Below are 24,569 nucleotides of genomic sequence, written 5' to 3' on the forward strand. Positions count from 1 at the left end.
ATCAATTCATTGAAAAATAAAATGGATTCATTGAAAAATGAGATTGAAAGGATTTGAGTGAACTGAAAAATTGAGTGAGTGAACTGAAAAATTAATTGAATGAACTGAAAAATTGATTGAACTCGTGAAATGATTTTTTTCCGCAAGATAAAATTAAAATAGCAGCCCGGGAGTATAAAAAAGAAATGACGCGAAAAATTAAACGGTCGGATTTGGATAAAATTATCCGAAATCTTCAGCCGGCGGACGAAGAAATTGATGCGGACGCCCTTCTTTCTAAATTTAAAAGTACGGCACACTCTTTGGGATGTGAAACAGACAACGAGCTGAGCGCATCTATTCCCGTTTTTCCTTTAAAATTTCAAGTAAAACCGTTCGACACATTTCGTTTACCGGTGCAAGAGGTTGTTTTGGGCGCAACCCAAAGCGAAGGCGGAAGCCGGAAAAAATCTGTCACAATCGGTGGAGAGCGGACAATGCCTTACTTTTTTGACGCGGTGATGCCCAATCCCCCTCGAGTGACCATGGATGTTTTTGACATGCCGCTAAATTTGGCGAAATCCGTTCGTGAAAACTATGAAGATGTTATTGGGGACCCGGCCGAATGGGCCAAAAAGGTAGTCCGAGACTTTGGGGCGGACATGGTCACCATTCATTTGATTTCCACCGATCCGGCCATTTCCGATACGTCTGCCAAAGACGCCGCCAAGACGGTGGAAGATGTTTTGCAAGCGGTCGACGTTCCGATTGTGATTGGCGGAAGCGGCAACCCCAAAAAAGATCCGGAAGTTTTGGAAAAAGCGGCGGAAGCGGCGGAAGGCGAACGTGTTCTCTTGGCGTCCGCCAATTTGAATATGGACTACCGGCGCATCGGAGATGCCGCCAAAAAATACGGACATGTGATTTTGTCCTGGACGCAAATGGACATCAACGCACAAAAAGAACTCAACAGAAAGCTGATGCGGCAGTGCAATATTTCCCCGGACAGTTTGATTATGGATCCGACGACAGCGGCGCTCGGATATGGATTGGATTACGCGTATTCCAATATGGAACGCATCCGAATGGCAGGACTTTCGGGCGACAAAGAACTCGCGTTTCCGCTCTCGTCCGGAACGACCAACGCCTGGGGCGCGCGCGAATCCTGGATGATTTCTTCTCCCTTGCCGGATGATTCGGATTGGGGCGACCGCAAATACCGCGGTCCGATTTGGGAGATCACAACCGGCCTTTCGTTGGCGCTGGCCGGAAACGATTTATTTATGATGATGCATCCCAAAGCTGTTTCGGCACTTAAAGAAATGCTGAATCTTTTAAAAAACGCGCAACAAAAGCCGGAATCTTATGATTTTTCCGATTCCTCCGGTTTATTTTCGGATGCGGATCCAGACGGATGGATTTTGGAGGTGTATGACGCATGAGAAAAGCAAAGAGCCCGCTGGATGTGTACATGTATCTTCCGGCCGACAGCGAAAAGCGTTTTGGGAAATCTAAAATGGCGGTTGCGACGGATTTGGTCGGACGAAAAATGAAATTATCAGAAATAAAAGACGCTTTTCTCTCTCCGGATACAGATGGCGCCAAGCGGGACTTTCAAGCGCTGTCCGAACTTTTAGAGCCGTCCATTCGCGAAATTCATATCGGCGCAAAAGAACGCCAAGTCACCCTCGGTGGCGACGATGTGATGTTTCGGCACACGCTTTCCTTTTACAACAAAACCCCGATTGCGGTGGACGTTTGGGATACGATGCCCGAAGATGCACTTTTGGAGAGAATTCAAAAAATTCAAACGTTTCGGAAATTTTATGTCGGAGATTTTTTATATTTGGATATGATTGCGGTGCGCTGTGTTTCAAACGATCCGGACGTGTTTGGAAAATGTATCCAAACAATCCTCTCAAAAAGCAATCTGCCGCTTGTGTTGTGTACGAAAAATCCGACCGTGATGCGGCGGGGTCTTGAAGAATCTTTGGGACAAAAACCGTTGATGTATGCTTGCGATCAGAAAAACCGGATGGAAATGACAAAGCTTGCACTTGAATTTGAAGTTCCGGTGGTGATTTCTGCCGGCGGTAATTTGGATGCGCTCAAATCCCTGTCCGCCGCGCTTCAAAAGGACGGTGTTTCTCAAATCGTACTTGATCCCGGTGCCGGAAGGACGGATGCCGAAATCGGTCAAACGTTTTTAAATTTCATCCGGATTCGAAAAGCTGCGTTGGATGGAGATTCTGACCTCGCGTTTCCGATGATTGCGCTTCCGATTGCGTCTTACGGCAAAACCGGTAAAAAACATCAGGGAAATGGTGAAAAAAGAGCGGAAGAATCCGCAGAAGCGGCCTATTTTGAGACCATGGTTGCTACGGCAATGACGGTTCGGTATGCGGATTTAATGATTATTCACGGACTTGAGCCGTATGAAATTCTGCCGCTTGTTCACGTGACCAAAATGATTTACACCGATCCGCGAACGCCGGCATCTGTCGAGCCGAAAATGTATAAAATCGGAAATCCTGGACCTGACTCTCCGGTTCTTTTTACGACCAATTTCGCGCTGACGTTTTACACGGTGGAAAGCGATTTGGCGTCCTCCAATATTGATTGTTATTTGCTGTCGGTCAACACCGGCGGCCTGGGCGTTGAAGCGGCCGTTGCCGGCGGGCAGCTGACACCGGATGTGGTGAAGGCAGGATTTGAAAATTCCGGATTTGATCTTCAATCCACCACCCTGCAGACATTGATTTTGCCGGGACTCGCCGCCCGTCTTCAAACCGGCCTTGAAAAGGAAATGAAAATTTCAACATTAGTCGGACCGACGGATTCCGGGCGTTTGTCCAAATGGCTTTTGGAAAACTGGCCGCCGAAAAAATAAATAATCGGAGGCGGCAAAAAATTCACTCCTGATTTACGAAATTATGAATTTACGAAATTATGAATTTACGAAATTATTAAAATTATAATAATTTAGGAATAAAAATGACTTCTTTAGCACCCACACCTAAAATTCCGAAAAAATCCGGTTCGGAAAAAGGCAAAAAAACGGATAAAGAATCCGTTCTTTGTGATTTGATTTGCCCGGAATGCGGCAAAGAGACGGATATTTTGGTTAAAAATATTTGCCGGGATTGTTTTTCCCAAAAATTTAATTTGTTTGAGTTGCCGCTCGTGCTTCACGCGCGTGTTTGTCCGCAATGCGGTGCCCACTATCACAAAAGCAAGTGGAACGATTTTGAGAATATTGAAGAAATCGTGATGTTGGCCGCCCAAGAAAATATGCTGGTCCAAAGTGGTCTTCAAAATGTGTCTGTCGGCATGCATCCCCATCCGCGTTCCCCCTACATTTATGATGTTTTGGTGGACATGGAAGCGGAAGTGGAAGGCGTTAAACTTTATAAGGACGCGAAAACGGAAGTTCGGATTAAGCGGGAAGCATGCGATATGTGCAGCCGCCGCGCCGGCGGGTACTTTGAAGCCATCATTCAAATTCGGGCCGGCAACCGCATGCCGACCAAAGAAGAAGTCAATCAAAGCCTTCATCTGATTAATGAAACCATGATCCACATGCTGAAAAAAGGAGATAAATTGGCGTTTGTCACGGATTCAATGACGTTTAAGGATGGCGCCGATATTTTTATCGGCTCTACCAATGCCGGGCGCCACGTTTGTAAGCGAATTATCGAAGTGATGGGGGGTTCCGTTTCCGAATCCTACACGCTTGCGGGTGTTAAAGATGGGAAAGAAATTTTTCGAACAACCTTTGCCATGCGGCTTCCCGAATTTAAAAAAGGAGATGTCATCTTTGTGGATGGCAAAGTCGTTGAAGTTCGCAATTGCGCAAAAAGACTGACCGGGGTTTGTTTATCGGACTCGTCGAGTTATTTTACGGACAGCGAAAATTTAAAAGACGCGAAGCACTTGGGAAATGTTGCCGACGCGCAAAATGCCGTTTTGGTAGATGTTGAGGAAAACGCGATTTTGATTTTGGATCCGGTCACTTATGAAACGGTCACCATTAAAAAACCGATTTCCTTTAATTCGGTGCCGGGAAGCGAAATCAAAGTGTTCCGGACAGAATACGGAATTTTCGCGCTGTAATTTTTCAAGAGGTCACTTTATCTGTTGTGACAAATTTAATCTGTAATTATAAATATTTGAAAAATATCTTATGGGAAAGAATTAAGACTCAATTTTTGTTTTAGGATTTTATAGATTTGTTTATCGTTTTGTATGGATTTTATAGGCTTGTTATCGATTTGTATAGATTTTATCGATTTGTTTGTTACGATGATATTTTGAAAAAGAGGCTGTGATTGATTTGATTGATTTAGAAGATCCTTTAATTGCCGGTTATTTGAAGCGTTTGATTGGAGAAGACGGAATTACTTTAATTCAGAACATGCCGGATGGCGAAGTGACGGATGAGGAAATCTGCAACGTCTTAAACCCGTTAAAGACGGTTTCAAAAGAAGCGGAAGACAAAGTCAAAAAATTAAAAGCCGAAATGAAAGCTGTCGGCGACAATCCGACGGAAATTAAAAGGTTGGAAAAAGAGTTAAAAAAAGCGGAAAAAGATGCCGCAAAAGCCAAAGAAGCATCGGCGGAAGAATACGAAATTACGCTCAATACTGTCCGTAAGATTTTGTTCATTTTGTATGAGAACAAATTCACAATTTGCCGGCGTGAGCGTGACGCCAACAGCGGATGGCTGACGTTTCGGTGGCAAATCAATATGGATGGGATTGATTACCAAATTGAGCGGGAAAAGAAAAAATTGTACCGAAACCTGCTCAAAAGAAAAGCATATGAGGACACGAATATATTTTACGCGTGTCCGCAACACTGTCTCCGGCTGATTTTTGACGAAGCGGTCCAAACGGATTTTATCTGTCCGGTTTGCGGAGAAGACTTGGTGTTTGAGGACAACGAATTGTTCAAGCAATTGATTGATGGGCGCGTTGAGGAATTTGGAGAAATGCCGAAATAAATAATTTTGACATTTTGATATTTTTTCGTTGATTTTTCACTCTTCACTTTTTACTTTTCACTCTTTACTTCTCACTCTTTACTTCTCACTCTTTACTTCTCACTCTTTACTTCTCACTCTTTACTTCTCACTCTTTACTTCTCACTCTTTACTTTATTTTTTTCATTTAGTTTTTCATTCATTTTATTTTCATTCATTTCGATTGGTTGTGTTTTTATTTACCTCGATTCTCAATTTCCCGGAGGGATTCCAATGATTTCTCGTGAAAAGGCTTTGCAAATTTTAAAAGAAGAAGGTTGCGAAGAGAAAGTTATTGCTCATTGCTGTGTGGTTTCCGAGGTGGCTGTATGCTTGGCCCGAAAAAACATTGAAGCCGGGCGGGATGTGAATGTCGAATTCGTGGAAATCGGTGGATTGTTGCATGATTTGGGGCGTGCGCGTTCTCATGGGATGGATCATGCCGTGATTGGTGCCGAGTTGGCTCAAAAGTACAATTTGGACGACGCCATTTTAAAAATTATCAAAAAACATATCGGCGCCGGACTGACGCCGGAAGAAGCGAATTATTTTGGTCTTCCCGCAGACGATTACATGCCAAGGACATGGGAAGAAAAAATCGTTGCTCACGCGGATAATATTGTCAAAGGCGATGAAGTCATTTCGTTAAAAAAACGGCTTAAAATTCTGAAAGAGCGCGGTGTTGACAAAGAAAGCCGAAAGCGTGTCAAAGAATTGGCGCATGAAGTAGATTTTGAAACGTCGGATGAGATGGATGACAGAATAAAAGATAAATCCCCTGTGTTCATAAAAAAATAAAAAGAGTTGAAAAAGGGAAATTTATATATATTGAAATGAATATGGATTTAATCTGTCAGCGGTTAGAAATACCCAAGTAAACTTTTTTGAAAAAGATTTTTTTTCAATGAAATTTTTCCACTTTAAATTTTTCCACTTTAAATTTTTCAATTCTTCATATTGTTTTTCCAATTTATCTTTATTATTTATTCTTAAAATTTAATTTTCATTCTTACATTTTATCAAAATCGTTTCTTAAAATAATTCGTGAATTATCTTATTAACGCATGCAGACTTTTTCCAAAATATTTCGGGAAAAGACAATTCGAAACATTTATCTGATATCTATCGTTTTCCCATTTATTTTATGATTTTATTGATTTTAAATACAAATCAATTAACAAAACAACAATTTAACAAACCCCAGGTTTTCAAATTATGACCGAACAAAATAATTATTTGAAAGGAACCACTACCGTCGGCATCATTTGCGCAGACGGAATCGTCTTGGCCAGTGAAAAGCGCGCAACGATGGGAAATTTCATTGCCAGCCGCGAGGCGAAAAAAGTTTATCAGCTTGGCGACCGGATTGGTCTTACCATTGCCGGATCGGTCGGCGACGCGCAGCAAATTGTTCGCGGGCTGACGGTTGAATCCAAACTTTACGAGATGCGGCGCAAGGAATCTGTTACCATTCGCGGGCTGACCACACTCCTTTCCAATTTACTCAATTCCAACCGGTACTATCCGTATGCGGTGCAGTTGCTCATCGGCGGCGTTGACAAAAACGGTGCCGGACTCTACTCTTTAGACGCAATGGGTGGAACAATTGAGGAAACAAAAGCGGTTTCCACAGGTTCCGGATCTCCAATCGCGTACGGTGTTTTGGAAGATCATTACAAAGACAACATGTCGATTGACGAAGGTGCCAAATTAGCAATCCGGGCTCTTCACACCGCCATGAAACGCGACTCTGCGTCCGGCGATGCCATCAGCGTTGTTAAGATTACGAAAGACAGTTTTTTGAGAATGGATGATGAAGAAGTTCTCAAAATCCGGGAAAAGCTGAACTAAAAAAATTCAGCATTTTTCAAATATATTTTTTTTAGTTTTGTGTATGTTTTGATTGAAAACAAAACCGTTTTTCATCTTTTGTTTAAATCAAAATAAAATTTTAATTTTCTCCTCCCCTTCTTTATTTTCAACAATTCGATTTGTTGACCGTTTTACCCTTTAACATTTATTCTGAATTTATCTCAAAATTATCCAAATTTATCCAAATTCATCTCAAAATTATCCAAATTTATCCAAATTCATCTCAAATTTGTTTTAAATTTGCCAATCATTTTTCAATATCAGACTACTTAATTAGAAATTTAAAAGATATAATCTCAATCAACCATATGTGTTTTAACTCATTTTAAAAAAGGAAGTTCATTAATGGCAATCGATGATGTTTTAGCAGACCTTCGGGTAAAAATCGAAAAGAATTTGCCGCCCGGCATTACTATTTCCGGCGTCGGATTTGAGGGTCCGCAGCTTGTTTTATATACCGAGGAGCCGAAAAAATTTGCCGATGACGGCAATATTATCAGGAATTTGGCAAAAGTGTTGCGGATCCGCATCGCGGTGCGTCCGGACCCGAAAGTTTTGGCGGAACCGGAACGCTCTATTGAGCTGATTCATAAAATTGTTCCGACCGATTCCGTTATTTCAAATTGTTATTTTGATCCCGACTCGGGGGAAGTCATTATTGAAGCGGAAAAGCCGGGGCTTGTGATTGGAAAGCATGGGGACACTCTGCGCGAAATCACCAAAGAAATCGGCTGGATTCCCAAGGTCGTCCGAACGCCACCGATAAAATCCAAAACCGTGAAAAACGTTCGCGATTTTATGCGCAACAATCTCAAAGAGCGCAAGGAAATCTTAAAAGACGTCGGCCGCAAAATCCACCGTGAATGTTCCCATCAAGACCAATGGATCCGAATTACGGCATTGGGTGGCTGCATGGAAGTCGGACGCAGTTGTTATCTCTTATCTACGCCGGAATCCAAAATCATGATTGATTGCGGTGTGAACTTGGGCTCGGAAGACAAAACGCCCTACCTGTACGTTCCCGAAGTCAATCATTTCGATGAACTGGACGCGATTGTCGTCACCCACGCCCACATGGATCATCAAGGCCTTGTGCCGCTGCTTTACAAATACGGCTACGAAGGACCGGTATATTGCACGCCGCCGACGCGTGACATGACGATTCTTCTTCAATTGGACTACATTGATGTGGCGTCTAAGGAAGGAAAACGAGTGCCTTATGACTCCAACACCATCCAAAAAGAACTTTTACACATGATTCCTTTGGATTATGAGGAAGTGACGGACATTGCGCCGGACATCAAATTGACTTTCCACAACGCCGGACACATTATCGGGTCTGCGATTTCTCATTTCCATATCGGGGACGGTCTTCACAACATTGTGTTTACCGGTGACTACAAATACGAGCGTACTCGGCTCTTTGATCCGGCAATTAACAAATTCCCCCGGGTGGAAACCGTCATTACGGAAGCGACGTACGGCAACAACAACGGTTTTCAAACGCCGCTTCGGGATGCGGAAAAGAATCTTCAAAAGATTATCCGGACAACCGTGGAACGCGGCGGCTCAGTTTTAATCCCGGCATTCGCGGTCGGTCGAAGTCAAGAAGTCATGATTGTTCTTGAAGAAGCGATTCGTAAAGGCTTTATTCCCAACGTTCCGGTTTATTTGGACGGTATGATTTGGGAAGCCACCGCCATTCATGCGACCCACCCTGAATATCTGAACAGCGAGCTTAAAAAACAGATTTTCCAAAAAGGACAAAATCCGTTTTTGTCGGAGTCTTTCCGCCAGGTGGACTCAAAAGATATGCGGGACAAAATTTTAGAAGAGCCGCACCCCTGTGTAATTATTGCAACGTCGGGCATGATGACCGGCGGTCCCGTGATGAATTATTTCTATAAACTTGCGCCCGATGAGCGAAACACCTTGGTGTTTGTCGGGTACCAGGCAGATGGAACCATTGGCCGGCGCATTCAAAAAGGCTGGAAGGAAATTGCGGTGGGGAATAACAGCACGATTAAAGTCAACATGGGTGTGGAGACCATTGATGGTTTCTCCGGCCACTCAGATGTCAAACAGTTGATGGATTATGTTAAAAAGATGCAGCCCAAGCCGGAGCGAATTTACACGTCCCACGGGGATGAAAAATCCTGCATTGAATTTGCCGACGCGATTAAAAAGAAGGCCCGCATTGAAGCCAAACCGCTTGTGAATCTGGAAACTTTCCGGATTCTTTAAATTTTTATTGACCGGGTCTTCTATGTCTGAATTTAAAACTGTTTTGTCTGACGGGGATTTAATTTCCGGATCCTTTCACCGGTTTTTGCCGGACGGCTGCGTCTGCTGTCGGGAAGGAGCAAAAATGGTTCTTTTTGTTACCGGCCTTTGCCCGCGGGATTGTTTTTATTGCCCGCTGTCCGATGACCGGAAAAACCGGGATGTGACTTTTGCGAATGAGCGCCTGATTTTAAAAGGGTTGGACTCCGACATTTTAAAAGAAGCCGAAGCGATGAACGCCAAAGGAACCGGAATTACGGGAGGAGACCCGATTTTAAAAATTCAACGGACTTGTGGTTACATTTCTCTTCTCAAAAACCATTTCGGACAGGATCATCACATTCATTTGTATACGTCCCTTCCGGCGGACGCGGGACAAATTCAAATGCTGGCTGATGCGGGTCTGGATGAAATCCGATTCCATCCGCCGTATGAGATGTGGGACCAGTTGGAGGGTTCGGTTTTTGAAGATGCGATTCAGTTGGCAAAAAATGCGGGAATTATTCCAGGTTTTGAAATTCCGGCACTGTGCGGCGCGGAGCATGTGGCGGATTTTGCCAAAAAAATGGACTGTTTTTTGAATTTGAATGAATTGGAATTTTCGGAAAATAACGTGGCGGCCATGAAAGATCGCGGTTATTCTTTCATTGACAATGAATCTAATGCAGTTTTGGGATCTTTAAAAATCGCAAAAAAAATATGCCAAAAGGGCGGCAAAATTAATTTTTGTTCGTCTCGGTACAAAGATGCGGTTCAGCTTCGGCTCCGGCTGATTCGAACCGCTCAAAAAAATGCGCGATTGTTTGATGAAATCACATCGGATGGAACGGTTATTTACGGAAAAGTCCAAATCCGCAAATCTTTTTTAAAAGAGTTCATCACACTTTTATGTGATTTGGAAATTCCCATGGACGCATATGCCGTTTATGACGCGGAAGCGGGAGAAGATGACGGAGATTTCAATGAGTTTGATCATTTTTCAAGAGTGGAAATGGCTTTTGGGATTTTGGAAGAACTTTGCGATATTTTCGTGGAAGATAACATTTCAACTTTTGGGGACATTCAATTTTGGTATTTGGAGCGGTATCCGTTTGAAAATGGATTCGTTGTTGAGAGCAACCGCATTTTCTAATATATGAATCTTACGCGTAAAAATTTATAAAGGATAAATATGTATAGGGAATTCACAATTTTGAACAAAAATGTGTTTTTCATTCCCTCCAATGCCTTAAATTAAAATTAAAAACGTGATTGGAAAAAACGAAAAAGATGGGATGAAAACAAAAAAACAAAATAAAAAACGAAAAACAACGACGTTTAAAGATTAAAATCGGGGTGTCAGGGCTGCAAACAACAGAAGACAAAGTAAAGGAACGGCTGGAAAAGTATCTGGCCAGAGACGAAAATGGAATTCGTAAGATTGTTTTACATCTTTTTATTACGGGAGATAAATTTACAACCAATGACGTTTTCCGGTATCTGGAGCAAGAAAGCTTTGAGGTCAGTTACCGCTGGGTTTCGGCAATGGTCGGCCTTATGAATACGCGGCTTGGAATCCTCAGCATTAACGTAACCGGCGATCATAATGTTTATTCTCTTAAAGACAATTACAAGCCGGTTGTTGAGTCCATTTTGGAACTCGGCCGCAGTCAAATGAATTAAAAACTAAATCATTTGATTCGCTTCCTTTTTTTTATATTTTTTCAGTTTCTTTTTTAGTTTCTTTTTTTTCAGATTTCGCATTTATGTTGTTTTCCCATTCTGATTTCTGATTTCAAACAGTAAAATTGAGAGAGCAATGAAAAACCAACTGCCGGATTTTGTTGAAAAATTAAAATTTGTCACCGTAACGCGCGCGGCGGCAGCAATGCTCAAACAGCAAGCAGTCGCAGCAATGCTCAAACAGTAAAATTGAGAGAGCAATGAAAAACCAACTACCGGATTTTGTTGAAAAATTAAAATTTGTCACCGTAACGCGCGCGGCGGCAGCAATGCTCAAACAGCAAGCAGTCGCAGCAATGCTCAAACAGTAAAATTGAGAGAGCAATGAAAAACCAACTACCGGATTTGTTGAAAAATTAAAATTTGTCACCGTAACGCGCGCGGCGACAGCAATGCTCAAACAGCAAGCAGTCGCAGCAATGCTCAAACATAAAACAGATGCAATAATTAACCGGACACGGCCGGCAATTATAATTCCGATGCAATCGTTAAAATCCTTTTCTTTTTTAGAACAATTTGAAAATTCAGACGCGATTGCGCGTCCGAATTTTTGGGATGACTTTCTTGAATTGAGATTCTTTCATTTTATTCAATTTTTTTTACTCATCTTGTTCCAGATATTCGATGTTCATGCCGCCCATTTTTTTGACCAGATTCTTGGAAATCATGCCGTTTTCCAGCCAGACGGTGTTCATAACCAGCGTCGGAACAAAACAAGTCGGTGTTAACGGGCACGCTTTTCCTTTTTCTTCAAAGGTTTTGTTTTGAATATTCATCATGTCTTCCATCGGGAATACAAAATCCGTTCCCCATGATTGTATTTTGTGGCAGGATGTTGTAATCGTGACATGGGTTTCCATGCCATCGCTGACGGCTTTTACCGTGTTTGTATGTCCGCAAATTGTTGCCATTTTCAATGTTGCCATTTTTTCACCTTTATTTTTAAACATTTCAAATATTTCAAAATTTTCAACCTTTAATCTTTTTTTCAATTCACATTCAATTCAGGTATTTCAAATATAGTCTTCAAATCATAAATTCTTTATTCACATCTTTCGGATGGAGATGTTTTTCATTTTCCACACGCAGAGTTTGCAGCTTATTTTTTTCATTTTTAAACAGCAAAAGAGTTCTTTCAAATTCTTTGTCTTCTTCGTCCGGCTCGCCTTCTTCAATAATTTCAACCGGTTGCGTTGGCTTTTCTTTTTCTTCTTGAATTTCTTTTATTTCCAACGCCGGGTTTTGTTGGGAGTGTTGTTTTTCCAGAAGAATTTCTTCTTCTTTTTGAATCCGGTTATTTCTTTCCGCAAGCCAGCGGACATACGCAAAGGAGCGGGTTGTTTCATCCTTTTTCTTCAAAACACGTTTTTGAAGGTCCGCATCCGCTTTTTGATTTTTGAGTTCCCGCGCCGTCAGCCACGTTTCGTACCGCTGCGCTTTTCTTTTTGCCGCCGCCTTCTTTTGAAGTTCGGCTTTTTCATTTTGGATTTTAAGCTCACGCTCTTTCATCCACCGGTCATATTTTTCAGATTGAGCGGCTTTTTTCTGTTTTTCCAAAACACATTTTTTGAGTTGAGCGTCAGCAACCCGATTTTTACATTCCCGCTCAGCCAACCATTTTTCATATTTTTCAGCTTGAATGGCTTTCTTTTGTTTTTCCAAAACACATTTTTTCAGACGGATGTCAGCGATTTTATTTTTCTTTTCCCTTTCAAAAAGCCAAAGTTCATAACTTTCCGCTCTCTTTTTTGCCGCCAACTTTTTCTTTAAATCTTCATTTTCTTGCTGATTTTTCAATTCACGCGCTTTTAACCATTTTTCATATTTTTCAGCTTGAGCCGCTTTCTTTTGTTTTTCCAAAACGCATTTTTTGAGTTGAGCGTCAGCGATTTGATTTTTCTTTTCCCTTTCAAAAAGCCAAAGTTCATAGCTTTGCGCTCTTTTTTTGGAGGCCAGCTTTTTCTTCAACGCTTCATTTTCTTGTTGAATTTTGAGTTCCCGCTCAGCCAACCACTTGTCATATTTTTCAGCTTGCGCCGCTTTCTTTTGCTTTTCCAAAACACATTTTTTCAAATGGGCGTCAGCGATTTGATTTTTCTTTTCTCTTTCAAAAAGCCAACTTTCATGGCTTTGCGCTCTTTTTTTGGAAGCCAGCTTTTTCTTCAATGCTTCATTTTCTTGTTGAATTTTGAGTTCCCGTTCAGCCAACCATTTGTCATATTTTTCAGCTTGCGCCGCTTTCTTTTGCTTTTCCAAAACGCATTTTTTCAAATGGGCGTCAGTGATTTTATTTTTCTTTTCTCTTTCAAAAAGCCAACTTTCATGGCTTTGCGCTCTTTTTTTGGAAGCCAGCTTTTTCTTCAACGCTTCATTTTCTTGTTGAATTTTGAGTTCCCGCTCAGCCAACCATTTGTCATATTTTTCAGCTTGCGCCGCTTTCTTTTGTTTTTCCAAAATACGTTTTTTCAGTTCCGCATCCGCTTTTTGATTTTTTTGGTCCCGCTCAGCTTTCCATTCTTCATAACAAGAGCTGGTTTCAATTTTTGGTTTGCTTTCCGCCGTTTTTGTCTTTTCCGACTTTTTCTCATCCGGCTTTATAATTTTGATTCGAATCTCATCTTTTGAGGCGGAATCGGCTTCAATACTTTTTTGATTTGGAAATTCCGGCCAATCTTTTTTTGAGACAAATGGTTTTGAATCCTTTTTTTCAGATTCAGCAATGGCGCTTTGAATCCGGCTTCGCCAATCTTTGTTGGCGGCATAATTATCTTCCACCGGCGCCCGAATATCCGTATAAGCGCCTTTTGGACCTGATTTTTCTTCAGCCGCGCCCGGCCATGGTTTTTTAGAAATATTTGCCGGATTGGATTTGCCGGAATTATAATTGGAATTTTTATTGGAATTATAATTGTTGAAATTCGCATCCGGCCAAGAGTTTTTTTCGGATGGCGTCGGCTCGGCTGAATTCTTGGATGAATTTTTCAAAATGAAAAAGCGGTCTAAATTGCCGGTTGTCGCCGATTTATTCGGCTCCCCGGTAGAGTGGTCGGAGTCATTCCGACTCTCTTTTTTTTTGGCGGGCGAATTTTTTGAATTGGACATGCAAAGAAAATACTTTTAGAGAAATATAAAAGTTGCTCATGGAAATAAAATAGCAACGGATAAGCAAATCAAATAATTATAAATTTATATTAATCTATTATATAATAACTAACGTATCCGGAAAAATCGAAAAATTTTAAATTATATAAAAATGACCCGGGGATTTTGTCAAATTTTTAATAGTTACCGCCATAACGCCGTAGCGACGGCACCAAAAATTATGGAAAAAAAGAAGAAGGAAAAAAGAAGAAGGAAAAAAGAAGAAGGAAAAAAGAAGAAGGAAAAAAGAAGAAGGAAAAAAGAAGAAAGGAAAATGAAAAGTCATTTCATTTCGTTCATTTTTTCAATTTTTTGAGTTCGGCGGCAATAACCGGTGCCACGCTGATTCGGCTTTGGATCTTTTCCAGCGTGTCCGTCGCCATGATATCTTTAACGCCCGAATTCGCCAGCCGAAGAACCGCGTTTCGTGCCAAAACAGGATGAATGCACGCCACATAAACATTTCCGGCATGGTTTGTCCTTAAAATTTTCACCGATTCGGCCATCGTTCCACCGGTTGCGATCATATCATCCATCAAAATAACGTCTCGTCCGACAATGTCCATTTTCTTTTCTTGGATGGAAACAGTATCACCGCTCAGGCGTGTTTTGTCAAAAACATCGCATTCCAAATCCAAGCCGGATGCCATATCTCTCACCATTTTTTCCACGCCTTTGTCCGGAGCCACCAAAAGCGGCCGGTTGAGTTTCAAATCCAAAATGTATTTCGCGATGAGCGGGGACGCATCCAAATCCATTGCCGGACACGCAAAATGATTAAGAGTGTGTTTTTTGTGAATATTCATCGTCCAAACCGAATCTACGCCGGTCAGTGTTTTTGCCATCGCACGTGCGCTGACAGCTTCACCACTTTTGAAAACTTGATCCTGGCGCGCATATCCCATGTATGGAATCACGACGCGGATGGATTTGGCGGACGCGCATGCGTCAATCATCTGAAGCAGCATAATCCAATCAGAATCGGTTGCCGTGCTTTGGATGAGAACCACATCTTCTCCCTCAATCGGTTCGGAAATTTTTAAATATTGCTCATCATCCGGAAAACGTGTAAATTCAGAAACAGTCGGAAGAATATTCATTTCAGCCGCCACACGGCAGGCAAGAGTTTGGGAGGACGGGCCACCAATTATTTTCAATCTAAAACCTCTTCTTAATTTTTAGTCAGGTCACTTTTGTCATTTTTACAACTTTTTCAAGTTTGCAATGTTTTACAACTTTTTCAAGTTTGCAATGTTTTACAACTTTTTCAATGTCACAACTTTTGCAATTTTTTGCGATTTTGTAAAAATTTAAATTATTTTTTGTTATTTTATCAGTAAAAGGGAATGCAACCCCTTGTTCAATCATTTCATAAAAAGGTTCTTCTCCGGATTTGGATGTTTTGGCGGAATCTTCGATTTTTGACTTTTCGGCTTAATGCGTTTCATTATTTCCATGAGTTTTTCCTGCCGGTCTTCGTCCATTTCCGATTCTTCGGATATTTCGTTTTCGGTACCGTCTTTTGAATCCGAATCCGTGTTTTGTTTTGATGAATCCGTGTTTTGTTTTGATGTTCTCTTGTTTTTGCCGGATTCATTCTTTTTTTGTTGAAAATCAGAGCCGGATGCTTGAATAAAAACGTCCGGAATTTCTAAAATCACATCCGTTGCAAGCAATGAATTTCCGGCTTTTAAAAAGGCTTGATCTCCCGCACACCCGCAAACAAAAGCCGCGCATCCGGCCGATTCAAAAGCGCTGTTTTTTGTGAAGAGGCCGCCTGCGATTCCGGATAAAACATCACCGGTTCCCCCAACCGACATCGCCGGGTTTCCGGTCAAATTCCGGCGGATTCTTTTCCCATCCGAAATCAAATCTGTCGGCCCTTTTAAAAGCAACGTCACATCCAGCCGTCGGCAAACGTCCAAAACCAATTCTTCCAAATCGGATTCCTCGAACTTCTCCGCCTTGGGGAATTTCAGGTATTTCAGAATTCTTAAAAATTCACCCCGGTGCGGCGTTAAAATAATTTCAGTTTTTTCCATTCCTGCTTTTTCCGTTCTTGTTTTTTCAGGTTTTGATTCTTCCGACTCTTCTTTTGCCGGATCTTTATTTTTCGGAAGCTTTGTTTGAAGTTTTAATTTTTGGATTATTTCAAAAATTTCCGGTTGCAACGCATCGGCATCCGCAATGACTTTTTTGCACAACGGAATTATTTTGGAGACGGTGGAAATGGTTTTTGGGTCGGCGCCAAGACCTGGGCCGATAACGACCGCATCATGCGCCGCAATCAACACCGACAAAACAGGAAGGTCCGCGTCACACAAAATGTCCGCGGATAATTTTTTGACAATCAAGTTCGGAGAAAATGCGGCAACGGCTTCAAATGCAGGTTTTGGAACCGCAACGGTCACAATGTCCGCGCCGGCTTTTAATGCCGCCATGCCCGCCAAAGCTGGCGCGCCGGTATACGGCCCGCCGCCAATAATTAAAACTTTCCCGCTGTCACCTTTGTGGCTTTTTTTGTCCCGGACATAAAGATTTTCCAAGTTTCCCGGTCCAAAGCACACGTCTGCCGCAAAAGGAATTCCAATCGGTTTTACAAAAATTTTTCCGGTATACACCGCCGCGTCTTTCGCTTGCAAAAACGTTTTCATTTGATGGAACGTCACGGTCGCGTCGGCAACAACGATTGAATCTTTGGAACGGGAGTGACGGGCGGACTTAATTTTTGGTTCCGGCTCAAGACCGGACGGAATGTCTACCGACAAAACGAAGACATTTTTATTTTTCTTTTGTGAATGAATCAAATCAATGGCTTTTTTTTCAAGTCCTTTCGCTGGTCCCAAAAATCCGGTCCCAAAAATCCCATCCACGAGAACAATACGGGAATTGCCGCAAGAATCCGAACCGATGATTTTTTCATTTTCCAAAAAAAAGTTTTCCAATTCGGATTCCGACCGGATTTCAAATAAAGAAACATTCTTGTCATGTTCCAAAAGGGCGTAATTTTTTTGGGATTCTTCTGTTTTGATGTGCGCCTTTTCTCCTAAAAGAATGATCATCGACCGGATATCTTGACCGGATAAATGCCGGGCGGCGACAAAAGTGTCTCCGCCATTATTTCCAAGTCCCGCAAAAAAAATAACCCAATCATTTGCGGAATCGGCGGTTTTTAATATTTGAGATCGTCCGCCCGGATTTAAATAATTAAAAATGACATCTGAAACGCAAGCACCGGCATTTTCCATCAATTGGAGCGGACTCATTCCGAAATAGACGGCGTTTTTGTCAATGGCTTTCATTTCAGATGCGGAGATTGCTTCTGTTTTCATATCTATTCCTTCATAAACGCCGGCTTCTAATACTTACAAACTTACAAACTTACAATAACTTACAAACTTACAATAACTTACAATAACTTACAATTAAGCTTGTTCAGCTTTTTATTTATTTTTATTTATACAGTATTATACGACTTATCCAATTTCGGATTGAGTTCTTTTTTATATTTGAATTGCCTTTTTAAATAATAAATTTTGGGATGATTTTCTTCACGAGATGCTCATATAAAATTCATGATAATCCGTGAGTAAATGGATTTAAATAGAAGACGGCAAATTTTAAACATTACATTTTTATTTCAAATTTATGATTCAATTTCTGAGTTTTTCAAAATTATAAATTTCAAACGATTTTTCAGGTGAATGCATTATGCCTCCAGCTCAAAAGAGCGTCGACAGTGTCAAAAAGCTCAAGCCGGGATATTTAATTTTAGGCGGCGGGATTATCGGCTTTGCCGTCGCGAAAGATTTGCGCAAAAATGAAAAAGAAATTATTGTTTTCGACGTCGATAAAGCCCGGGTTGAAACTCTGCGCCAAGATGGGTTTAATGCGTTTTTGGGAGACATTTCTGACCCCACTCTCGTCAACTCCATCGATTTTAAAAATTTGATTTGCGTCGCGGTTCTGAGTTCGGACGACAACGCCAACATCAAAGCGGTTTCAAATTTTAAGCCGGTTGTTTCCGAATCTGTTCGTATTATCGCGCGCGCGTCAGACGGCCTGAAAAAAGAAGAACTCGTGGCGGCTGGCGCAAATTATGTATTTGTCCCGCCCAAAATCGTCTCCAATACCGTTGTCGAATACTTGGACATGATGGAGACCAAGCATTCCGGAAACCGTTTGGCGTCATGGCTGGAAGACCATCGCGGGATCAAACTCGGCATCATTCTTCACGACAATCCGGATCCGGATGCGATTTCAAGCGGGTTTGCGCTTATGGAAATCGCCAAAAAATATGGCGTCAGCACCGAAATTCTGTACGACGGAAAAATCGGCCACCACGAAAACAAGGCGTTCATCAATCTTTTGTCGATCCCGATGACCAAAATCACCGGTGTCGATTGCTATGACCGGTATGACAAATTGGCGATGATTGACTGTTCCATCCCGGGCGTGAACAATTCCGTGCCGGCCGGAAAACATCTCGGAATCATTATTGATCACCACTCTCATGGAGATATTGAACCCAATGCCGAATTTGTTGACGTTCGAACGAATGTCGGCTCTTCCGCGACGATTTTGACCAAATACCTCCAACAAATGGATGTCACGGTTTCGAAAGAATTGGCTGCTGCGCTTTTGTATGGAATCCGAACGGATACCAATGATTTCAGGCGCAACACCACATCCGCTGATTTCGCGGCGGCGTCTTTCCTCCATCCGTTATCCGATCACGATCTTTTGGCGCAGGTGGAAACCCCGTCCATGTCGGTGGAAACGTTGGATGTCTTAGGCGATGCGATTCGTAACCGTGAAGTCGTCGGCACCTGTCTTTTGTCCAATGTCGGCGTCATCCGCAACCGCGACGCGTTGCCGCAGGCGGCGGACTATTTGCTGACCATGGAAGGCATTTCCACAACCGTTATTTTCGGAATTATGGATGACAATATCTACGTGTCGGCCCGAAATGATGATATCCGCGTTCATCTTGGGGATGTCATGCGGCAAGCGTTTGGAGAAAACGCAGGCGGACACCCGACAGCTGCCGGCGCGAAAATCTCGCTGGGCGTTTTTAGTTCCGCCAAAGACAAGCATACGCTTCAGAAATTGGTCGAGGAATCCGTTGTCAAAAGATTTTTGATGGCCATGGGCATGGAAAGCGATGACGATGATGAATAATTTCGTCCTCATTCATCTTGCCGGTTGATTGCGGTGTTGACAGCTTGCGTTGTGGTGTTGACCTGCTTGATTATGCCGGCTGCTTTCGGTTGTGATGTCGGCCTGCTTGATAATGCCAACGGCTTGCGATTGTGGTGTTGACCTGTTTGATAATTCCGACTGCTTGCGGTTCTGATGAATCCACACTGAAAAACATCCCACAATTTTAATTTTTCGTGCTGCTCATTCTTTTTCAATATGGCCGGCTCATTTTGGTTGAAATTTTCAAAAAATTATATTTCCGGGTTGGACGATGTCGGATTGTGTTCATTGTAAAGGAAAAGGTTTATGTGGGCGCCCGTATTGCCCGATTCTGGAACGCTTTAAAAGCAACACCCGGATTACCAAATCTTTGTCCAATGTAACAAGTGTTTTTGGTCCTTCTCCTCCTTCTGTTTTTGTCGGCAGTTACAATTATCCGAATCTTTCCGGCGGTCCGCTCATTCCGCCATCCTTGGAACTTCCGGAATTAAAAGTCGGGGGAGCATCCGCCATCTTGCAGGAAAAAGTTGAAAAAAACCCCGGTATTTTGGAAGATTCCAGGCAGTGGCATGATTTGACCATGCAAGATGTTATTTCCATGCGAACGGCTTTGGTTCGCGCCAATACGGCGTTTAAACCGTCCGATGCCAAGACCAATAATCCCTTACTCATAAAAGCCCAGGAATTGGCGCTCTCAAAAAGCCCGATTGACACGGAAGCTTGGTTTAAAAAACCGGTTGTCGCGGATTTGAAATTTGACAGCATGATGATGCCGATGGGGCCGTCCGGTCAAATTAAAGATTTTCAAATCACGGAAAATCCGAAAGTCCCCAACGCTGTCGATCGGCTTGTTTATGACACCGATGCGCTTTCCAAAGACGCGATTTTGGAATTGTATTCGGACAATGTGTCCAGCGAACAAATCACACGTTTGATGTCCATCGGTCTTCTCGGGCGGGACCGCCGCTTGGTTCCGACACGTTGGTCTATTACAGCGGTTGATGATGTTTCCGGAAAAGATCTCATCGCGCGGATAAAAGATTATCCACACATTCGGGAAATCACGCTTCTGTCCGGTGAAATTTTCGGAAACCGGTTTGAAATCTTATTGCTGCCGGGCAGTTTTTCATTTGAGCTGCTTGAAATTTGGATGTCGCACTCGGTTTGGAATGGGGCGGAAACCTATATCGGTCAAGATCATGAGGATTTTTACGGGAAAAAAGAATATTCCAATTTGACCGGCGGATATTATGCGGCCCGACTTCCGGTATTGGAATATTTGGAGTCCATCAAGCGCCAGGCGTTTATTTTCGCAATTCGGGAAATTAATCAGAATTATTGGGCGCCGCTTGGAGTTTGGGTGGTTCGGGAAGCGGCTCGGGTTGCGCTTCAAAATAAGAAAATATTTGAAACAAAAGAGGAAGCTCTTTTGGATTTGTCCAAACGTATCATGACGCCAAGAGCGCAATGGGAAGCCAAAACGAAATTACTTTACAATCGCGCGGTTCAGATGCGGCTGGATTCTTTTTAAAAAAAACCGATGGACGGAATTTTAGCGGGCGAGCGGTTCCGGCAAAAGAGAAGGGCGGCTTTAACACATAAAATATATATAAAAAAGAATGCCAAAGTGAAAACACAAAAATAATAAAAAAGTGAAAAATGAAAAATAAAAAAATTAAATTAAAAAAATTAAATTAAAAGTTGATTGGATCAATCTTTAATTTGGTCGGCGCTGAATCCGCGTTGCATCAGCACTTCTTTCATGCGGCTGATGTGGTTTCCTTGCAATTCGACCGTACTTCCTCGAATTGTTCCGCCGCATGCAAATTTGGATTTGAGATAAGTCGCAAGATCGTGAATATCTATTTCGCTCGGGTCCAGTCCTTCAACAATGGTCACTTCTTTTCCGTATCTTCGCCGGTTGACTTTGACGGTGATTCGCTGCTGTTCTTTCGCAACTTCTTCACAAATACACAATTCTTCAGGCAAACCGCAAACCGAACACATTCCTGCACTCATTTCTCAATAAATCCTCCCTTTTTCAGGTATTTTTTTAAGATGACTTTGTCCATTTATTTTTAAGAATGTTATTTCTAATCTATTTTAATATTTAATGATTTTTAAATAGAAATCTCTCAAATAAATCATTTCTATTATTTCAATCACATCATTATTTCAATAATTGTTTCCGCAAATCATTTTTACAATTATTTAATAAATATTTCAATAAATTTCCGCAATTATTCGGACTTATCCTTCATAATTCCGACATATAAATCATTAACAACTTGATATTAAAGTCTAATGGTAACCCTGATATTTCAATATTCTTTTTTTAATAAAAATCCGTTTTCAAGGCTCTTTTATCTTTTTTGTTCTCTTTTGTTCTCCTTTAGTTTTTTATTCTCTTTTGTTTTTTATTCTCTTTTGTTTTTTATTCTCTTTTGTTTTTTATTCTCTTTGTTTTTTATTCTCTTTTGTTTTTTATTCTTTTCTTACCCCCACCCGAAAAAATAAAGCATGACCGGAAACAAAATTACGCCCATCAAATTCGTTTTTTTAACTTTTAAGACGATCGGCAAAAATCCGACCAGTGTGGCCGCCGCAAAAATGACACAGCCGTAAAATCTGGTCATCACGGCAACCAGAACAAGCAGAAAAATAAGGACACTGATAGATATTTTTTGATAATTGATATTCTTTAAAATATCGGTTGCGCGGTTACCGGCACAAATGGTTGAAAAATAAGACAAAAATCCGGTTAAAAGAATGGTTAGATAAAACAAAAAGAAAAGTTCTAAATTTCCGGCGGCAAGAACATTGCTGTCAATTGCCATTCCGGCATCGTTTAAAATTTGGCGGATCGAAACCACTGCGCCGCTTCTCGTCTTTCCGATGATAAAGTAAGCCAAAAGCCCGAAAAGAGCGTTTGCGGTACTGATGGCGGAAATTGTGACGATAAATTCTTTGGCGTTATTTTCCTCTTCTTCTTTAGATTCGATATATTTGTTGTTTTTAAAATTAATTTCATCATCCGTTTGATTCTTTTCATCGTCCGCTTGATTCTTTTCATCATCCGTCTGATTCTTTTCATCGTCCGTCTGATTCTTTTCATCGCCCGTCTGATTCTTTTCATCATCCGTCTGATTCTTTTCATCGTCCGTCTGATTCTTTTCATCGCCCGTCTGATTCTTTTCATCATCCGCTTCATTTTCTTCTTCCCTTTTCTTTCGCCCGATAAAAAATCCGGAAATAATGGCAGCAACCGATGATGAAACACCCGGAATCCACGCGACAAACGCGCCGGTAATCGTTCCGCTCAATATGCCTTTTATGAATTTGATTTTGGGAAATGTTTCCACGGATTTTTTTGTGTCGGGAATTGCGGATTCGGTCAAAAAACTCACAATCATCTGAGACGCGCCAAAAAGGCCGCTTAAGAGCGGCATAAGAACCGACGCTTGCGTCGCCGAAAAAAAGGCCAACGGGGATTGAATGCCGTCTTCTAAGCCAAACGCGAAATATCCGAGAAGTCCGGCCGCAAGGAATACAAAAAAGGCGGCAGCTTTTTTTTCTGTTCCTTTTTCGGTTGCGACCATTAAAACCGTAATTAAGAGAAGAATAAATCCCATATACGGATGCAAATGGGGGTAAGCAAAGTAAAAGAAAACCGCCATCGGGATCATGATGACGGGGGACAGCAAAATGGCGCCCGCACTTCCCATCGCCGACAAACGAACGGCATTAGGTCCTTTTCCATCAAGCAACAGCCGGTGACCGGGCAAAACTAAAAGTGCAGTATCTTCACCGGGCGCCCCTAAAAAAATGGCGGGAATAATGTTGTGAAATGTGTGGGAAACGGCGCACGCCAAAATAATGGTGGATACCGTTATGGGAGACAATCCAAATGTATAAAGGACAGGCGCGGTACTTCCAAGGAGAATCGCGAAATTATTGACATGAATCCCGGGAACGAGGCCGGAAATGAAACCAAAAATCCAGCCGAAAATCACGCAGGCGAAAAGTCCGGTGAGCGGGTTGGAAAAGAGTTGTGTTCCTTCAAATTCGATGCCGGATATCATAAACAGAAAAGAATAATCTTTTCTATTTAACTTCTCTGAAATTTTTAAAATCAGAATGTTTAAATGGATTGGAAGAATTATTTTTCAAAATTCATGACCATCAAATGCAAAAAATGCAGCACTCCGTCAATTATTTACCAGCCTTATTCCGGTCTTCATCTGTGTGAAAAACATTTTTTTGAAGATTTGGAACGCAAGGCGAAATTGACGCTCCGCCAGCGTTATCCGATTCGTAAAAATGATGTGATTGCCGTCGCGCTCAGCGGCGGAAAAGACAGCTCTGTTGCCCTTCTTCTGATGCACAAAATTTTCGGGAACCGGCCCGACATTAAAATTATCGCGGTGACAATCGACGAAGGAATCGCCGGGTACCGGAATGAGTCAATTGAGCGCGCCAAAGAAATGACGGCGCGTCTTGGAATTGAACATATTGTCCGGTCCTTTTCCGACGAATATGGAAAGACGATGGATGCGATTGCGTCGGAGAAAAGACTTTTGGAAAACCATCTCGGGGACGAAAAAAAAGAGTTAGGAGCTTGCAGTTATTGCGGGGTTTTGCGGAAAAAAATTCTCAACAAAGTCGCACGCGATATCGGTGCCACCAAATTGGTCATCGGACACAATCTGGATGATGAGGCACAAACCATTATGCTCAACCACTTTCGGGGCGATGTGGAGCGGATGGTGCGTTTTTCCGCCGCAAGTGAATTGAATGGTTTTATTGTCCGGGCAAAACCGCTTCGGAAAATTCCGGAAAAAGAAGTGGCACTTTACGCTTATCTTCATGATCTTCCAATGGAGCTCACGTCTTGCCCGCATTCTTTTGGCGCACTTAGAAAAGAAGTCCGGCGCATGCTCAACGGTTTTGAAGTCAACCACCCGGGAACAAAATATTCACTGGTGCGCGGGTTTGACAATATGGTGCCGCTGCTTGCATCGGGTCTTGCGGTCTCCGATCTTCAAAATTGTGAAATTTGCGGTGAGCCGTGCAATGATTCTGTTTGCCAAGCCTGTAAGATGCTGGAAAAAAATGTGTTGCAATCCTGATGGTTTTTCAATCGGCGGTGCTCTTTTGTTTTGTGAAAATTCAAGCAAAAATTTAAATCACAAAAATATAAAGGTAGGCGAGCGCCAATATGATGAATGTTAAAAGAAGATGCTGAAATTTGACAAAATGGTAGTATTGTTTGATTTCCAAGGTTTTGCCGTCCTTTGCTTTTTTGCTCTTAATCTTGTTTCTTTCTTTTTATATTTTGCGGCGACATCGC

At 42.0% G+C, this 24,569-nt stretch carries 18 protein-coding genes and 2 pseudogenes; 13 read left to right on the forward strand and 7 right to left on the reverse strand.

Annotated elements, in window-relative coordinates:
- Nucleotides 1-344: 344 nt before the first annotated feature.
- From cdhD to MsAm2_RS02620, 10 genes and pseudogenes are all read left to right on the forward strand, one after another.
- Nucleotides 345-1,421: pseudogene (gene cdhD, locus MsAm2_RS02575) on the forward strand (CO dehydrogenase/acetyl-CoA synthase subunit delta); the annotation flags it as partial.
- A complete protein-coding gene (acsC, locus tag MsAm2_RS02580; RefSeq protein ID WP_338098250.1) occupies nucleotides 1,418-2,869 on the forward strand; it encodes an acetyl-CoA decarbonylase/synthase complex subunit gamma in 1,452 nt (483 codons plus the stop codon). The pseudogene cdhD and the gene acsC, both read left to right, overlap by 4 nt.
- A 104-nt stretch (nucleotides 2,870-2,973) precedes the next feature.
- Nucleotides 2,974-4,092, forward strand: a complete 1,119-nt coding sequence (locus MsAm2_RS02585) for a 60S ribosomal export protein NMD3 (RefSeq protein ID WP_338098251.1) — start codon at nucleotides 2,974-2,976, stop codon at nucleotides 4,090-4,092.
- A 220-nt stretch (nucleotides 4,093-4,312) separates the two neighbouring features.
- Nucleotides 4,313-4,426 (forward strand): annotated as a pseudogene (locus MsAm2_RS02590) (transcription factor); the annotation flags it as partial.
- Between the two features lie 72 nt (nucleotides 4,427-4,498).
- Nucleotides 4,499-4,981, forward strand: coding sequence for a transcription factor (locus tag MsAm2_RS02595; RefSeq protein ID WP_338098492.1), 483 nt, complete (start codon nucleotides 4,499-4,501; stop codon nucleotides 4,979-4,981).
- Between the two features lie 252 nt (nucleotides 4,982-5,233).
- Nucleotides 5,234-5,797 (forward strand): HDIG domain-containing metalloprotein, encoded by a 564-nt coding sequence (locus tag MsAm2_RS02600; protein ID WP_338098252.1) that lies wholly within the window; start codon nucleotides 5,234-5,236, stop codon nucleotides 5,795-5,797.
- A gap of 417 nt (nucleotides 5,798-6,214) precedes the next feature.
- Entirely contained in the window at nucleotides 6,215-6,850 is a 636-nt protein-coding gene (gene psmB, locus MsAm2_RS02605) for an archaeal proteasome endopeptidase complex subunit beta (protein WP_338098253.1), read from the forward strand.
- Between the two features lie 366 nt (nucleotides 6,851-7,216).
- The gene (locus tag MsAm2_RS02610) at nucleotides 7,217-9,115 is read left to right on the forward strand and encodes a beta-CASP ribonuclease aCPSF1 (protein WP_338098254.1); all 1,899 of its coding nucleotides are present in this window, start codon (nucleotides 7,217-7,219) and stop codon (nucleotides 9,113-9,115) included.
- A 22-nt stretch (nucleotides 9,116-9,137) separates the two neighbouring features.
- Entirely contained in the window at nucleotides 9,138-10,286 is a 1,149-nt protein-coding gene (locus MsAm2_RS02615) for a radical SAM protein (protein ID WP_338098255.1), read from the forward strand.
- 245 nt (nucleotides 10,287-10,531) lie between these two features.
- Complete coding sequence (locus MsAm2_RS02620; protein WP_338098493.1) at nucleotides 10,532-10,816, forward strand: DUF2551 domain-containing protein; 285 nt, start codon at nucleotides 10,532-10,534, stop codon at nucleotides 10,814-10,816.
- A 659-nt stretch (nucleotides 10,817-11,475) separates the two neighbouring features.
- Here the strand turns inward: MsAm2_RS02620 and MsAm2_RS02625 are convergent.
- From MsAm2_RS02625 to MsAm2_RS02645, 5 genes are all read right to left on the reverse strand, one after another.
- Nucleotides 11,476-11,802 carry a DUF6951 family protein gene (locus MsAm2_RS02625; RefSeq protein ID WP_338098256.1) on the reverse strand — a complete coding sequence of 109 codons (327 nt, stop codon included), beginning with the start codon at nucleotides 11,800-11,802 and terminating at the stop codon, nucleotides 11,476-11,478.
- 100 nt (nucleotides 11,803-11,902) lie between these two features.
- Nucleotides 11,903-13,978, reverse strand: coding sequence for a hypothetical protein (locus tag MsAm2_RS02630; protein WP_338098257.1), 2,076 nt, complete (start codon nucleotides 13,976-13,978; stop codon nucleotides 11,903-11,905).
- 335 nt (nucleotides 13,979-14,313) lie between these two features.
- On the reverse strand, nucleotides 14,314-15,174 hold the full coding sequence (locus MsAm2_RS02635) for a ribose-phosphate diphosphokinase (RefSeq protein WP_338098258.1): 861 nt from the start codon (nucleotides 15,172-15,174) through the stop codon (nucleotides 14,314-14,316).
- Nucleotides 15,175-15,199: 25 nt separating this feature from the next.
- Nucleotides 15,200-15,385, reverse strand: a complete 186-nt coding sequence (locus MsAm2_RS02640; RefSeq protein ID WP_338098259.1) for a hypothetical protein — start codon at nucleotides 15,383-15,385, stop codon at nucleotides 15,200-15,202.
- Complete coding sequence (locus tag MsAm2_RS02645) at nucleotides 15,382-17,349, reverse strand: NAD(P)H-hydrate dehydratase (protein ID WP_338098260.1); 1,968 nt, start codon at nucleotides 17,347-17,349, stop codon at nucleotides 15,382-15,384. The genes MsAm2_RS02640 and MsAm2_RS02645 overlap by 4 nt, the downstream gene beginning before the upstream one ends.
- Nucleotides 17,350-17,728: 379 nt before the next feature.
- On the opposite strand from MsAm2_RS02645, the gene MsAm2_RS02650 reads away from it, so the two are divergent.
- Entirely contained in the window at nucleotides 17,729-19,198 is a 1,470-nt protein-coding gene (locus MsAm2_RS02650) for a DHH family phosphoesterase (protein ID WP_338098261.1), read from the forward strand.
- Nucleotides 19,199-19,490: 292 nt separating this feature from the next.
- Complete coding sequence (locus MsAm2_RS02655; RefSeq protein WP_338098262.1) at nucleotides 19,491-20,750, forward strand: Nre family DNA repair protein; 1,260 nt, start codon at nucleotides 19,491-19,493, stop codon at nucleotides 20,748-20,750.
- Between the two features lie 179 nt (nucleotides 20,751-20,929).
- Here MsAm2_RS02655 and yciH read toward each other — a convergent pair whose 3' ends face one another.
- A complete protein-coding gene (yciH, locus tag MsAm2_RS02660) occupies nucleotides 20,930-21,238 on the reverse strand; it encodes a stress response translation initiation inhibitor YciH (RefSeq protein WP_338098263.1) in 309 nt (102 codons plus the stop codon).
- A 476-nt stretch (nucleotides 21,239-21,714) separates the two neighbouring features.
- Entirely contained in the window at nucleotides 21,715-23,301 is a 1,587-nt protein-coding gene (locus MsAm2_RS02665; protein WP_338098264.1) for a tripartite tricarboxylate transporter permease, read from the reverse strand.
- Between the two features lie 93 nt (nucleotides 23,302-23,394).
- Between MsAm2_RS02665 and MsAm2_RS02670 the strand changes: the two genes are divergently transcribed.
- Nucleotides 23,395-24,348 carry a TIGR00269 family protein gene (locus tag MsAm2_RS02670; RefSeq protein WP_338098494.1) on the forward strand — a complete coding sequence of 318 codons (954 nt, stop codon included), beginning with the start codon at nucleotides 23,395-23,397 and terminating at the stop codon, nucleotides 24,346-24,348.
- The last annotated feature ends 221 nt before the right edge of the window (nucleotides 24,349-24,569 follow it).

Origin of the sequence: Methanolapillus ohkumae (assembly GCF_032594355.1) — an archaeon.
GTDB classification, from domain to species: Archaea; Halobacteriota; Methanosarcinia; order Methanosarcinales; family Methanosarcinaceae; genus Methanolapillus; species Methanolapillus ohkumae.